The organism is Streptomyces sp. NTH33 (genome assembly GCF_003236365.1).
GTDB lineage: Bacteria > Actinomycetota > Actinomycetes > Streptomycetales > Streptomycetaceae > Streptomyces.
In genome coordinates this window covers 1-12,855 of record NZ_POTZ01000175.1, presented here as the reverse complement: position 1 = coordinate 12,855, position 12,855 = coordinate 1, and the positions used below count along the sequence as shown (strand labels likewise).

Here is a 12,855-nt window from a genome sequence, read left to right as displayed (position 1 = left end):
GGCGGCGGCTGCCGCGGGGGAGAGGCCCGGGTCGTCACCGGCCTTGTTCCCGTCCCGGGACGCCGCTTCCCACAACGAGCGCCAGTGCAGCGGGTCCTGCCCCAGTGCCTTGACGAAGGAGGCGGTGACGTCCCAGGTGGGGGTCTTCCGCCCGCTTTTCGCCGCGGAGAGGGCGGCAGCGGATTGACTTGCTCCTCGGGCTGAAGCCCGAGGATTCTGGCCTTCCGTTCCGGTGCTGTGCCGCTACGCGGCACGGGCTCCGGTTCGGATTCCGTGGCTTCCTGTTTCTTCACGCTGTGCCAGAACGGGTTCTGGTCTTACCGGCGCTCCGCAGGCTGTCACCGCCAGTCCGGCGGCCTGTTTGATGTTGATGGCGGCGTTGTGGTCCCGGTCGTGGACCGTGCCGCAGGCGGTGCAGGTCCATTCCCGCACGCTGAGGGGCTTGGGCCCGTCGCGGTGGCCGCAGGCGGGGCACACCTGGCTGGTGGGCTCGAACCGTCCGACCTTCACGAGGGTCCGCCCGTACCGGGCGGCCTTGTACTCCAGCATGTTCACGAACTGGGACCAGCCCGCATCGTGGACGCTCTTGGCCAGCCGGGTGCGCGCCAGACCGCCCACCGCCAGGTCCTCCACCGCGATCGCTTGGTTCTCGCGGATCACTTTCGTGGAGAGTTGGATGGGGGTCCCCCCTGCTCGAGCGAGGCCGAGAGCTTGGGGGAGGAACTCGCGGCGCGCGTCGGCCACCCGCGCATGCGCGCAGGCCACCTTCCGGCGGGCCTTGACTCGATTCTTCGAGCCCTTCTGCTTGCGGCACAGCTCCCGCTGGGCCTTCTTCAGCTTCTTCTCCGCGCGGCGCAGAAATCGCGGGGAGTCGATCTTCGTGCCGTCTGACAGGACCGCGAAGTGCGTCAGCCCCAGATCGATACCGATGCTCTGGTCGGTGTCGGGCATGCGGGCCGCGTCGGCGGCCGGGTCGGTGTCGATGACGAAGGAGGCGAAGTACCGGCCCGCCGCGTCCTTGATCACGGTCACACTGGACGGGACGGCAGGCAGGAGACGGGACCATTTCACCCGCACCTCGCCGATCTTCGGCAGGTTCAACCTCCCCGTGGGGGTGATGGACCAGCGGGCGTTGGCGGTGAACCGGACCGCCTGCCTCGCGTCCTTGCGCGACTTGAAACGCGGCGCGCCCAGCTTCGGTCCCCGGCGTTCGCCTGTGAGGGAGGCGAAGAAGTTGCGGTAGGCGGCCTCGGCATCCCGCAGCGCCTGCTGCAGCACCACCGCCGACACCTCGCCCAGCCAGTGTCGCTCACGGGTCTTCTTCGCCTCGGTGAGAAGCGTCCTGGACAGCACCGCCGCCGTGGGAAACGGCTGACCCGCCGCCCGGGCCCGCTCCCGCGCCGCGACCGCGTCGTTGTACACCACCCGCGCACCCCAACGCCCGGGCCAGCGCGGCGCGCTGACGGAGTGTCGGGTCGAGACGATAGGCGTAACGAAGTCGCATGATCGGGGCGCTAACACCGAACGCTGGCAGTCCGGGGTGGATCAGCCGAATCCAGCTCCGCTGGAACGATCCTGCGGCGCTCCGCGTCGCGCCCACAGGATTCGCTTCACCACCGGCCTGAGCGCCGGTGCACTGCGAATGAATCCCGGTAGCCGGCCCGCTGGGCCAGTTCCCGGTGCGTGACCTCCGCGGTGTCACGCACCTCTCGTAGCCGGCGGGCCGTTCACCACCTGGGACCAACTGGCCGACGGCACCTGGGTCTACGACTGGTACTTGACTTCCTCCCCTCGTGAACGAGGGGATTCCTACGGCTCGCGCCGTGGGGTTTCCTGCTTCGTCGCCGACCACCCGCCCGGAGTTCTCCGTTGAGGTCTTACACCGGCTCCACAGGCCGACACCGCCAGCCCGGCGGCCAGAGCGCGCGCCCCCGCCACCTGCTGCACCTCGGCGGCGGACAGGGCTACTACGACACCATCACCAAGGGCCAGCAGGTCTGGTACTGACCCGCTGACCGTCGCCCCGCCGACCGGGGCCGCGGGACCCACGGCGTGCGGTGGCCGGGCCGGGCCCGGGCCACCGCACGGCCGGTCCTCGCCCGCGCGGACGTCAGCGCCGCTCCAGCAGGAAGTCGAACACCGCCTGGCGGCCCTTGTCGTCGGCCGCCCGGCTCTGCACCGAGTGCGCGGCACCGGGCACCACCACGACCTGGGCCCGCGGTGTCAGCTTCTTCTGGTCGTACAGCCATTCCACGGGGGTCGACAGGTCCCGGTCCCCGCCGAGCAGCAGCACCGGTACGCCCGGAAGCCGGCGGTGCCGCGGCGGCAGCGGCGGCACGGGCGTGCGCGGCCAGTGCAGACAGCTGAGCATCGAGCCGAGGCCGGTCGCCGTGGCGGCGTCGAAGGGGCCGTAGTCCGCCGGTGTCAGCTCCGCACCCGCCTTCTCCAGCGCCTCCTCGCGTCCGGCCACCGGTGCGTCCGCCCTGCCCCACGGGTAACGCCCGTCCAGGCACAGCGTGGAGGCGTGCAGCCCCTGGCTGAGCTCCTCCGCACTCGCCGCGCTGCCCTGCCGCACCCCCGCGATCAGGCCCCGCAGCAGTCCCGGGTCGCCGTTGGTCGCCCTGTGCAGGGCGTCGATCATCTCGGCGTAGTCCGGGTCCACGAACTCCCAGGTGGTCAGCGCGTCGATCACGTCGACGCCGTTGCCGTACCGGTCGACCACCGCCGCCAGGTCCGCGGCCGGGTCCGTGGTGCAGCCCGTCGCCCTGCAGGCCGCCGTCAGCACGCGCGGCGCCGCGCGCAGGGCGGCGCGGTTCATCGGGTCGTAACCGGTCTGCGGCACCACCGAGTCCAGCACCAGCCGCGCCACGTGCTGCGGGTGGGCCAGGGCGTACCGTTCGGCGGTGTAGCTGCCGTACGACACCCCGTCGAGGGTCAGCTGCCGTACGCCCAGCGCCCGGCGCAGCGACTCCAGGTCGGCGACCGTGTCACCGGTGCTGTAGAAGCGGCGGTCAGGACCGATGGCCGCGGCGCAGTCCGTGACCGCCCGGGCGGTGGGCGGCGTCAGGTCGGACGAGCCCATCTCCTGCTGCAGCTGCGGGCACTGGAGCGCGTTGGCGCCGGTGCCGCGCTGGTCGAACATGACGAGGCGGTAATCCTTCAGCACCGGCGCCAGCACCTTGCTCAGCCGTTCGACGAACGGCACGCCCGGCTGGCCGGGACCGCCCGTGAGGAAGACCAGGACGCCCTTGGGAGCCTTCACGTTGTCCGCCATCGCGACCTTCAGGCCCAGCTGGCCCGGCACACCGCCGCGGTGGTCGAGCGGAACGGTCAGCGTGGCGCAGGTGAAGCCCTTCGGGCCGGGGCAGGCCGCGGCGCCGGAGAGTCCCCCGCTCTCCCCGGCCCGCGCCGCGACCGCCCGGTCCGGCGCCGCGGACGAACACGTCCCCGACACCGTCAGCAGGCCGGCGACGGCCAGCGCGACCGTCGCCGGCGCCGCGGGTCTCCCACTCCTCCGCGCCTTGCGGCCCTTCCGCATCGCTCGCACCCGCAGCATCCCCCGCACCCCCACATCCTCGCTGTCTCCCGTGCCGGCACCAGGCTGCGCCGAACAGGCCTGCCGGGGCGAGCTTCCGTGCGACGATTCGAGCAGGTTCGAAGGGACGTGGCGAGGCCGGCGACAGGGGGAGGGCCGTGATCGAACTCAGCGTGGACGCCGCGGGGTTGGCCCGCTCACGCTTCGCGGTCTCGCCGCTGCACGAGGTCGCGGCGACGCTGCTGCCGTGGGGCGTGCGCCCGGCCCGGGACGCCGATCCGTGGGTCGCTCGCGCCCGGCGCGTGCTGCGTCGGGCGCGGCTTCCGCTGCTGTCGGAGCTGGCCCTGGACGGCGGCGGCTACGTACCGGACTTCCTCAGCCCGCATCCGTCCGGCCCCTCGCCCTCCATCGAGGAGGAACTGGAGCGGGTGCGCCGCACCCCGCCCGACCGCGTCCTGGGCGAACTGGGGACGCTGCGCGACGGCCGCCCGGGCAGCGGCCTGGCCGGCTCCACCCTGCCCCCGCAGGTGCGGCGGGCCATGACACGCGGCGGCGCGTACGTCGCCCGGCAGGCCGCGGAGGAGCTGCGGCGCTACTGGGACCTGGCTTTCGCCCCGCACTGGGAGACGGCCAGGGCGGTCCTCGAAGCGGAGGTCGACCGTTGTGCCGGTGTGCTGGCCCGGCACGGCGCGGCCGGGCTCTTCAACTCCCTGCACCCCGGCATCGCGTGGTCCGACGGCACGCTGCGCGTGGACAGCCGGTTCACCGTGTGGCTGGCCGTGCCCCTGGTCATCGTGGTCCCGTCACTGGTGGCGGCACGGCCGGCCGTGGCCGTGGACCCGGTGCGCGGCGGACGCAGACCGCCCATGGTGGCGTATCCCGTACGCGACCGGGCCACCGCTCCGGTGCCTCCGTCCGCCGAACTGGCCCGGCTGCTCGGCCCCACCCGCGCCGGCCTGCTCACGGCACTGGCACGCCCGGCCTCCACCACGCAACTCGCCGAACACCACTACCTCAGTCCGGCCACGGTCTCCTACCACCTGGGCGTACTGCACCGGGCAGGTCTCGTCACCCGGGCCCGCTCCGGACGCACGGTCCTCTACCGCCGCACCCCGGCGGGCTCCCGGCTGGCAGGAACCCGTTAGGGGTTGTACGACGTCACGGCCGATCCTCGGGCCCGGCCCCCGGCCCCCGGCCTGCGGCCGCTTCCGGGTCCGGCGGGACACCGGTGCCCTCTCACTGCCGGGCGTTCCGGGGTGGGCACCACGGCCCGCCCCGGAACGGGGTCAGGCGACGGCCAGGCGCAGCTCGGCCTTGTTCGTTCCGGTGAAGGTGTAGTCGAACTGCTCCCGGACGCCGGAGCCGCAGGCCTTCTTCGAGCGGGACGCGCCGTTGCCGCCGACGACGCGGACCACGGCGCACTTGCCGTCCATGCGGGTGTCCTCGAGCCAGCCGGACACCCGCACGGAGTTGCCCGAGCAGCGCAGGGTCCAGCTGGCTTCCGCACCGCTGATCTTCGGGGAGGCCGAGGACGGGCAGGTGGCGGCGCTCGCCGTGCCGGCGGCGCCGACGGCCAGCCCGCCGGCGAGGACGATCGTCGACAGTGCGGACATGACGGTCTTGCGGACAGCGGACATGGAGGTACCCCTTCGGGTGGAGAACTGACAGGAAAAGCACCGGCGTCACGCCCCGGACACGCCGTCCGCCGACGAGGGCGGGCCGTCCGGGAGCGCCGGGCACGACACCAGACTGCCCGGGGGAGCAAGGTGCGGGAAGACATTCCCGGGCGTCTGCACAAGGGCATCCATGCAGCCTCCGCGCACCCCGCGAGGAACCCTTCCGGCCTGCGGTTATGCCCCCATGGGAGGGAGTTGCACGCCATGCGGGCCCGTGGACCTCTGGTATGCGGGGGTGCCGGCGGGCGGGCGCTGGAACACCAGCAGGGCCAGCCAGGTGTCCACGTCCGCCCGGCCGGTCGGCCGCAGGCCGTGCCTGCTCTGGAAGAACCTCAGGTCCTCGGCGGTCGCCGCGGTGAACTCCCCCGACACCTCCGTGCCGCCCAGACCCGTGTTGTGCAGAAGCTCCTGGAGGGCCAGAACCGCGTGCCCGTCGGCTCCAGGGCCGACGGTCCGCACCAGGGCGGGCCACGTGTCCTTGCCCACCTTGCCGTCGGACGGCAGGGTGTGCCTGCGCTGAAAGTCCATGACGGCGTCCTGGGTCTCGTCCCCGAAGAAGCCGTCCGCCTTCACCTCGTAGCCGTGCGCCATGAGCAGGTGCTGCAGGGCGCGGGCACGGGTGAACTGGTCCTCCTTCCGCTTCATCAGCAGCGGCCACTCGATCGACGCGCCGCTCAGCGGAACAGCGCCGGCCGCGTCTTCCGCCGCGGCCCGAGGGGGCGAGGCGTACTGGCCGCGGACGACCACCCCGGCGACGAAGGCCAGCATCACCGCGGCCACCAGCGTCGGCAGCGCCCACCGGAACCGGAGCCGGCCCGGGGAGCCGCGCCCGCCCGTACCGTTCGCGGCGCCGGTCGCGCCGGTGAGCGCCGGTCCGTTGCCGGCGGTCACCTGACGACTGTTCTCCTCCAGCGCCGCCCGGCACAACTCCCGTGCCCGTGCCAGCTCCGCCGCCGGAGCGCGCAGCTGGGCGTGCAGCGCCTCCACCACCCTCGGCGGAGCGGTCGACGCGTGCTTCGGATTCAGGTAGCGCGAGAGCGTCGTCTGGTCGATGCCCAGTCGCGAGGCCAGCGCCTGCTGCGTGGGCCGCGTGCCGCCGGGCGGGCTCCCGGCCTCCTCCCACCAGCGTCGCAGCAGCCGCGACAACCGCACCGTCGGCCACTGCTCCCGCTCCTGTCCGTCCGGCTCATGCGCCATGTCCGTGTCCCTCCCGGTCGTCATGCGGAACAGCCGGGCGTCCGCACCGCCTGCATTGCCGCATAACAGCAGGTCAGCCACGCGCATAACGGCAAGTACGGACGCATCGGCCCACAGCAGCGCAGAGCGTAGCGATGACGGACGAAGGGGGCGGCGCATCCGCCCCGGACCGCCCGCACCCCCACGCGGCCACCGGACGTGCCGCGGCCCCGTGGCGAGGCCGTCCCCGGCCCTTCGGGGGGCCGCGCCGGGAGCCGGTGCGGAGAGCACGCGTTCACCCGGAGGTGTGCCGATGCGATCGCACTCCCGGAACGCGTCGCTCACCCGTAGGAAGGACGGTCCGGCCGCCACTCTCTCCGGGCACGCGTACGTTCGTACGCTCCAGCGCCGCGCCGGTCGGGTGGCGTCAGCCCTGTGCGCCCCGCTCTATGCAGAACTCGTTTCCTTCCGGGGCCGCCATGACGACCCAGCCCTTGCCGTCGGGGCGGGTGCGGTCGGCGAGCCGGCGGGCGCCGAGGCCGATGGCGCGGGCCACTTCCTCCGCGCGGGTGCGGTTCGTCGGCCGCAGGTCGAAGTGGAGGCGGTTCTTGGCGGTCTTGCCCTCCTCCACACGGACGAAGAGCAGGCCGGGACCGCCGTTCGGGTCCTCGATCAGGGCCTCCGGGTCGCCCGGCTTGTCGTCGTCGGAGAGCGGGTGGCCCAGCAACGCGCTCCAGAACGAGGCGAGGTCGTAGGGGTCACCCGTGCAGTCGAAGGTGATGTGGCGGATGGTGGGGTTCAACGGTCCTCCGGGGACGGTCGGTCGGTGAAGCCTGTTGCTTCCTGCTCGCAGGATGATGTCGTGCGCGTGGGGGATCGTCGAACTATTTGCCGGGGGCGGGGGCCGCCTCCGCCACGCGTCGTACGGCGCGGCGGATCGCCTCGTAACCGGTGCAGCGGCACAGGTTGGAGGTGAGCAGTTCGCGCAGCCGCTCCGGGTCGTGGGCGAGGGACGGATCGTCCTCCAGGGCGGCCGCCGCCAGCATGAGGAAGCCGGGGGTGCAGAAGCCGCACTGCAGGGCGTGTTCGGCGGCGAAGGCCGCCTGCAGGGGATGGGGGGTTCCGTCGGCCGCGGCCAGGTCCTCGACGGTGCGCACGGCACGGCCGTCGCACTGCACCGCGAACATCAGGCAGCTGCGGACCGCGGCACCGTCCACCTGCACCGTGCAGGCCCCGCACACGCCCTGTTCGCATCCCAGGTGGGTGCCGGTCAGGCCGCAGTCCTCCCGCAGCGCGTCGGCCAGGGTCCGCCGGGGCTCGACCTCCAGGTGCCGTTCCTCGCCGTTGACCGTCAGGGAGATCCTCATGACCGCTCCACGATGTCGCTGATGTCGTCGAGGGCCTGCCCGAGCGCCCGCCGGACCAGGACCCGCACCGCATGGCGCCGGTAGGCGGCGGCTGCGTGTGCACCGGCGGGCGGATCGGCCGGCGGATCGGCCACGTACGCCGAGGCCGCCGCTGCCGCCGCGGTGATCACCTGCTCGTTCGGCGGCCGCCCGACCAGCACGCGCTCGGCGTCCCGGGCCCGCACGGGCCGGGCGGCGGCACCGGCCAGCCCCAGCCGCGCGTCGACGACGACGCCCTCCTCGACCAGCAGGGCGGCGGCCACGGACAGCTGGGCGAAGCTCGCGCCGGTGCGCCGGTGTTCCACGAAGGCCACGCCGGTCGCCGCGGGCAGGAGAGGGAAGCGCGCCCGCACCAGCAGCTCCCCCGGGGCCAGGGCGGTGCTGAAGGCCCCGGTGAGGAACTCCTCGGCGGGCAGGGTGCGGCTGTCGTGGACACGGGCGAGGTCCACCTCGGCGTCCAGGGCGACGGCCAGCGTCGGCCACTCGGCGGTCGGGTGGGCGTAGGCCAGGCTGCCGAGCATGGTGCCGCGGGCGCGGATCGGCGGGTGGGCGACGAAGTGCGCCGTACGGGCCAGGAGCCGCCCGAGCGGCCCCGCCTCCACCGGGCGCTCGAAGGCGCGGTGGCGGACCAGCGGCCCGACGCGCAGCCACGCCCCCGTGCCCGGCGTCCGGCTGATCCTCAGCCGGTCGAAGCCGGCCACCGGGTTGATGTCGACCAGCCGGGCGGGACGTACGGCGCGATGGTTCATCTCCAGCACCAGGCTCTGCCCGCCGGCCAGCACACGGGTCGTCTCCGGGGCGGCGGCCAGTTCCCGCAGCGCCTCCTCCCGCGAGCCCACCGCGGCGTACTCGAACGGCGCGGGCTTCACCGGCCCGCCTCCCAGCACGTCCGGGGGGTGAGCGGCATCCCCAGCGCGGACGGGTCGACCCGCAGGGCGTCGGCGACGGCGTTGACGACGGCGGGCGGGGTGCCGATGCAGCCCGCCTCACCGGCCCCCTTGGCACCCAGCAGGGTGTGCGGGTTGGGCGTGCACGTCTCCTCCAGGACCACCTCCGGCATCTCCGACACGGTGGGCAGCAGGTAGTCCAGGAGGGACACCGCCCGGGGCGTCCCCCCGTCGTCGTGCACGGCCGCCTCGTACAGTGCCTGGCCCAGCCCCTGGGCGATCGCCCCGTACGTCTGCCCGCGCACCACGAGCGGGTCGACCACGGTGCCGCAGTCGTCCACGGCGGCCAGCCGCAGCACCCGGACGGTGCCGAGCCCGGGATCCACCTCGACCACGGCCACGTAGGCCCCGAAGGGGAACGCAGGCGGGGGCTCCACCTGGACCTCGGCGCGCAGGGGGCGGTCCGCGGCGAGTTCCGCCGGCGTGAACGTCCGGCCACCCGCCCGCAGTACGCCGTGCTCGAAGGCGACCTCGCCGGCGGGCCGCCCGGTCAGGGCGGCCACCCGGCTCCGGGCCTCGGCGACCAGGTCCCGGGCGGCCCGCAGCAGTGCCTCGCCGCCGATCTGCAGGGAACGGGAGGCGAAGGACCCCACGCCCCGTGGCACGACGGCCGTGTCCGCCTCCACCACACGCACCCGGTGCCGGTCCACACCGAGCTCGGAGGCCACCACCCGGGCGAAGCTGGTCGCATGCCCCTGCCCGGTCGAGCAGCAGCCCGAGGTCGCGGTGAAGGAGCCGTCGGGGCCGGCTTCGACGGCCCCGAACTCGCCCCCGACGCCGGACCGCTCCACGTAGGTGCAGATGCCCACGCCCAGCGGAGCGCCGCCCCGGTCCCGGCGGCGGGCCTGCTCCGCGCGCCACCGCGCGTGGTCGGCGGTCTTCAGCGCCAGCTCCAGGGCCGCCGCGTAGTTCCCGCTGTCGTACCGGAAGCCGGTCGGCGTGGCGTAGGGGAAGGCGTCCGGTGGGACGAAGTTGCGCCGGCGCACCTCGGCCGGGTCCAGGTCCAGGCGGCGCGCCAGCGCGTCGACGGTGCACTCCACCGCGTAGGCCGCCTCCGGCCGGCCCGCACCGCGGTACGGACACAGCGGCGGGGTCGTGGTCAGCACGGCCCGCGCCCGTACGCACACGCGGGGGACGGCGTAGGCGCCGCAGGCCATCCTCGCTGTCACTTCCGGAAGGAACGAGCCGGTGTGCGGATACCCGCCGACAGCCGCGTCGGTACGCATCTCCAGTGCCAGGAAGCGGCCGTCGGCGTCCGCGGCGAGCCGTACCCACTGGCTCTGCCCGCGCCCGCGCGGTGCGGCCGCCAACGCCTCCGCGCGGTCCTCCACCCACCGCACCGGACGCCCCAGCCGGAGCGCGGTCAGGGCCACCGCCAGGTACTCCGGCCACGTCTCGCTCTTGCCGCCGAACGCGCCGCCGACCTCGGGCACCACCACGCGCACCCGCCCGCCCGGAAGGTCCAGGGCGCCGGCCAGGTCGTCGCGCAGCCGGTGCGGTGCCTGGTGGGAGCACCACACGGTGATGCCGCCACCGGAGTCGGGCCGGACCAGGATCGCGCGGGCTTCCAGGGAGGTGTGGCACAGAGGCGGGTGCCGGTAGTCGGCCTCGACGACGGCCGCCGCCCGGTCCCACACCCGCGGATCGACCGGTTCCCCGACGGTGGCCTCCACGGCCACGTTCGACACGCCCGGGAACAGGCGGACCTCGTCGAGGGCGGCCCGGGCGGGGTCGAGCACGGCGGGCAGGGCGTCGACCGACACCCGGGCGGCGTCCCGGCCGTCCTCGCCGAGATACCTGTTCCCGGCCACCACCACCGCCAGCGGCTCGCCCGCGTACCTGACACGGTCCGTGGCGAGGGCGGGCCAGGGCCGGTCGCGGGTCACCTCCGGGTCCATCATCACCGGCACGCGGGGCACATCGGCGAGGTCGGCCGCCGACCACGCGCCCAGCACACCGGGGACCCGCCGTGCCGCGCCCAGGTCCACCGTCCGCACCAGACCGTGCGCCACCTCGCTGCGCACGAAGACGGCCTCCGCGCACCCGGGCACGCGCAGATCGGCCACGAACCGGCCGCGTCCCGACAGCAGGGGTCCGTCCTCGACCCGTGTCACAGCCTCATCCACGGAACTCGGGCCAGCCATCGACCCTCCCAGCCCAACGGTCACGACACCGCGGTCGCCGAGTACCGCGTGCGGCCGCGGTCATGCGCGGGCGCCGGTCAGCGCTGGTACATCCCGACGATGGTGCCACTGGCCGACTGCGCCGCGTCGACCGCTCGATGCACGTCGTCGGCGGTGGCGCCGCCGGGAAGGGACACCGGCTCCGGCAGGGCGTAGAGGCGGAAGAAATAACGGTGGGCCTCGTCCCCGGCCGGCGGGTGCGGGCCGCCCCAGCCCCTTTCTCCCCAGCCGTTGGCCCGGACCTGGCCGCCGGGAGGTGACTGCCCCGCGTCGAGGGTGGCGTCGGCCGGGGGAATGCCCGTGACGAGCCAGTGCACGAACGTGCCGGTGGGCGCGTCGGGATCCTCGCAGAGCAGGAGAAGCTCCGCGGCGTCGTCGGGTACCCCCGACCAGGACAGCGGCGGAGAGACGTTCTCGCCGTCCCGTGCGTGACGTCGCGGGATCGGCGCGTGATCGTTGAACGCCGTGCTGCGCAGTTCGATACCGGCCATGTCTCAGCCATACCGCGGGAGGCGACGGCCGGAGCGCCCCCGGGGCCGAACGGCGGACAACCGTCCCCCTCAGCCGGCGCGGGTGCCGGCCGAGGGCGTGACCAGCGCCAGCTGGTCCTTGACCCAGGGATCGTAGACGGCCAGCCGCTTCGCGGCCGAGGGGTAGAACCAGGCCAGCTGGCCGGCGACCCAGGGATCCACATGCGGGCGGCCCGCGCGGTGCTCGGAGACGTGGTGGGCGGTGTCGGCCACGGGCGTCCGGGCGGCGGTGTGCCCGGCGGCCCGGGAGTCTGCCGCCGCCGCGGGGCCGCCGCCGGCGAGGAGAACGCCACCGACGACCGCGGCGGAAACGCCCGTGGTCGCGATATGCCGCATCAGCTTCTTCATCATCCTTCTTCCTCCTCGAAGGGGCATCCGGTCGGTGCGGCTACCCGCCTCCCTCTCCTCACACACCCGTGGTGGGCTTTCTCACGGACCCCGCACGGCGGCCGTCTCCCGTACCGCCCTCAGTACGCCGCCCGGCATCGAGGTGAGGACCACCCCCGGGCTGATCCGGCCGAGGGTCGCCCGCAGCCACGCCCGGTCCTCCTCGGCGGCGGGCTCGAGCCGCATCCGCCGGGCGCGCAGCGTCACCATGCGCAGCTCCGTCAGCCGTCCCGTGTCCGCCTCGACGGAGGGCAGGTAGGCGACCCGCAGGTCGTCGCGGTACTCCTCGTAGCCGGAGATGCCCTCGTAGTCGTCGATGAAGTCGCCGCAGCCGTAGAGGATCAGCCGGTCGTGGTACACCTCGACGGGCCGGGGGTGGTGCGAGGAGTGCCCGTGGACGACGTGGACACCGCCGTCGACCAGCGCGCGGGCGAAGCGGGTCTGCTCCTGGGGGACGCGATACCCCCAGTTGGAACCCCAGTGCACGGAGACGACCACGAGGTCTCCGGGACGCCTGACCCGCCGTACGCGCTCGACGACCTCGGCGGCGGCCGTCTCCGTCGGCTCGGGGACGTACGCGACACCGGCCTGCCCCGCCGTCGCCGCCCAGCTCGGCGGTACGCCGCTGGACGTCGTCCCCAGCGCGAACACCAGCACCCGGGTGCCGTCCGCGACCGGGCACACCGCCGGGGCGTACGCCGCCTCGGCGTCCCGGCCGGCGCCCGCCGCCCGCAGCCCCGCGCCGCTGAGGGAGTCGAGTGTCTCCAGGAGCCCCGCACGGCCGAAGTCGAGCGTGTGGTTGTTGGCGAGGACACAGACGTCGGGCCGGGCCACCGTGAGGGCGGGCAGGTTGGCCGGGTGCATCCGGTAGTGGATCTCCTTGCCCGGAGCGAACGTGTCACTGCGCGTCACGGAGGTCTCCAGGTTCACGACCCGTACGTCCGGGGCGGCCGCCGCCAGCACCCGCAGGGCCTCGCCCCACGGCCACTCGGGCGGGACCGGGGCGGGGATCGGC

Annotated in this window: 12 protein-coding genes and 1 pseudogene; 2 read left to right on the top strand and 11 right to left on the bottom strand. The window is 74.1% G+C overall.

Annotation, left to right across the window (positions count from 1 at the left end; genetic code table 11):
• Positions 1–243: 243 nt before the first annotated feature.
• Positions 244–1,504, bottom strand: a pseudogene (locus C1I97_RS18120) (RNA-guided endonuclease InsQ/TnpB family protein).
• A gap of 365 nt (positions 1,505–1,869) precedes the next feature.
• On the opposite strand from C1I97_RS18120, the gene C1I97_RS39960 reads away from it, so the two are divergent.
• On the top strand, positions 1,870–2,007 hold the full coding sequence (locus C1I97_RS39960) for a hypothetical protein (protein ID WP_181446781.1): 138 nt from the start codon (positions 1,870–1,872) through the stop codon (positions 2,005–2,007).
• 103 nt (positions 2,008–2,110) lie between these two features.
• On the opposite strand, the gene C1I97_RS18110 is transcribed toward C1I97_RS39960, so the two are convergent.
• Positions 2,111–3,556 carry an alpha/beta fold hydrolase gene (locus tag C1I97_RS18110; protein WP_111004256.1) on the bottom strand — a complete coding sequence of 482 codons (1,446 nt, stop codon included), beginning with the start codon at positions 3,554–3,556 and terminating at the stop codon, positions 2,111–2,113.
• 137 nt (positions 3,557–3,693) lie between these two features.
• Here C1I97_RS18110 and C1I97_RS18105 point away from each other — a divergent pair, with 137 nt between their 5' ends.
• On the top strand, positions 3,694–4,680 hold the full coding sequence (locus C1I97_RS18105; RefSeq protein ID WP_111004255.1) for an ArsR/SmtB family transcription factor: 987 nt from the start codon (positions 3,694–3,696) through the stop codon (positions 4,678–4,680).
• Positions 4,681–4,821: 141 nt separating this feature from the next.
• On the opposite strand, the gene C1I97_RS18100 is transcribed toward C1I97_RS18105, so the two are convergent.
• The 9 genes from C1I97_RS18100 to C1I97_RS18060 all read right to left on the bottom strand — a co-directional run.
• The gene (locus tag C1I97_RS18100) at positions 4,822–5,172 is read right to left on the bottom strand and encodes a hypothetical protein (protein WP_111004254.1); all 351 of its coding nucleotides are present in this window, start codon (positions 5,170–5,172) and stop codon (positions 4,822–4,824) included.
• A 213-nt stretch (positions 5,173–5,385) separates the two neighbouring features.
• A complete protein-coding gene (locus C1I97_RS18095; RefSeq protein WP_111004253.1) occupies positions 5,386–6,408 on the bottom strand; it encodes a peptidoglycan-binding protein in 1,023 nt (340 codons plus the stop codon).
• Between the two features lie 406 nt (positions 6,409–6,814).
• Positions 6,815–7,189 (bottom strand): VOC family protein, encoded by a 375-nt coding sequence (locus tag C1I97_RS18090; RefSeq protein WP_111004252.1) that lies wholly within the window; start codon positions 7,187–7,189, stop codon positions 6,815–6,817.
• A gap of 82 nt (positions 7,190–7,271) precedes the next feature.
• Positions 7,272–7,754, bottom strand: coding sequence for a (2Fe-2S)-binding protein (locus tag C1I97_RS18085; RefSeq protein ID WP_111004251.1), 483 nt, complete (start codon positions 7,752–7,754; stop codon positions 7,272–7,274).
• Positions 7,751–8,662 (bottom strand): FAD binding domain-containing protein, encoded by a 912-nt coding sequence (locus tag C1I97_RS18080; RefSeq protein WP_111004257.1) that lies wholly within the window; start codon positions 8,660–8,662, stop codon positions 7,751–7,753. Before C1I97_RS18080 ends, C1I97_RS18085 begins: the two co-directional genes overlap by 4 nt.
• Positions 8,659–10,854, bottom strand: a complete 2,196-nt coding sequence (locus C1I97_RS18075; RefSeq protein ID WP_258382622.1) for a xanthine dehydrogenase family protein molybdopterin-binding subunit — start codon at positions 10,852–10,854, stop codon at positions 8,659–8,661. The genes C1I97_RS18080 and C1I97_RS18075 overlap by 4 nt, the downstream gene beginning before the upstream one ends.
• 107 nt (positions 10,855–10,961) lie before the next feature.
• Positions 10,962–11,414 carry a YbhB/YbcL family Raf kinase inhibitor-like protein gene (locus tag C1I97_RS18070; protein WP_111004249.1) on the bottom strand — a complete coding sequence of 151 codons (453 nt, stop codon included), beginning with the start codon at positions 11,412–11,414 and terminating at the stop codon, positions 10,962–10,964.
• A gap of 69 nt (positions 11,415–11,483) precedes the next feature.
• On the bottom strand, positions 11,484–11,804 hold the full coding sequence (locus tag C1I97_RS18065) for a hypothetical protein (protein WP_111004248.1): 321 nt from the start codon (positions 11,802–11,804) through the stop codon (positions 11,484–11,486).
• Between the two features lie 78 nt (positions 11,805–11,882).
• On the bottom strand, positions 11,883–12,855 hold a 973-nt coding region (locus tag C1I97_RS18060), incomplete at its 5' end, for a CapA family protein (protein WP_111004247.1).

What these genes read in the sequence shown, in the direction of transcription:
- C1I97_RS18070 (WP_111004249.1), bottom strand. Translation starts at nt 11,414, where the DNA reads ATGGCCGGTATCGAACTGCGCAGCACGGCGTTCAACGATCACGCGCCG.
- C1I97_RS18100 (WP_111004254.1), bottom strand. Translation starts at nt 5,172, where the DNA reads ATGTCCGCTGTCCGCAAGACCGTCATGTCCGCACTGTCGACGATCGTC.
- C1I97_RS18085 (WP_111004251.1), bottom strand. Translation starts at nt 7,754, where the DNA reads ATGAGGATCTCCCTGACGGTCAACGGCGAGGAACGGCACCTGGAGGTC.
- C1I97_RS18110 (WP_111004256.1), bottom strand. Translation starts at nt 3,556, where the DNA reads ATGCTGCGGGTGCGAGCGATGCGGAAGGGCCGCAAGGCGCGGAGGAGT.
- C1I97_RS18065 (WP_111004248.1), bottom strand. Translation starts at nt 11,804, where the DNA reads ATGATGAAGAAGCTGATGCGGCATATCGCGACCACGGGCGTTTCCGCC.
- C1I97_RS18095 (WP_111004253.1), bottom strand. Translation starts at nt 6,408, where the DNA reads ATGGCGCATGAGCCGGACGGACAGGAGCGGGAGCAGTGGCCGACGGTG.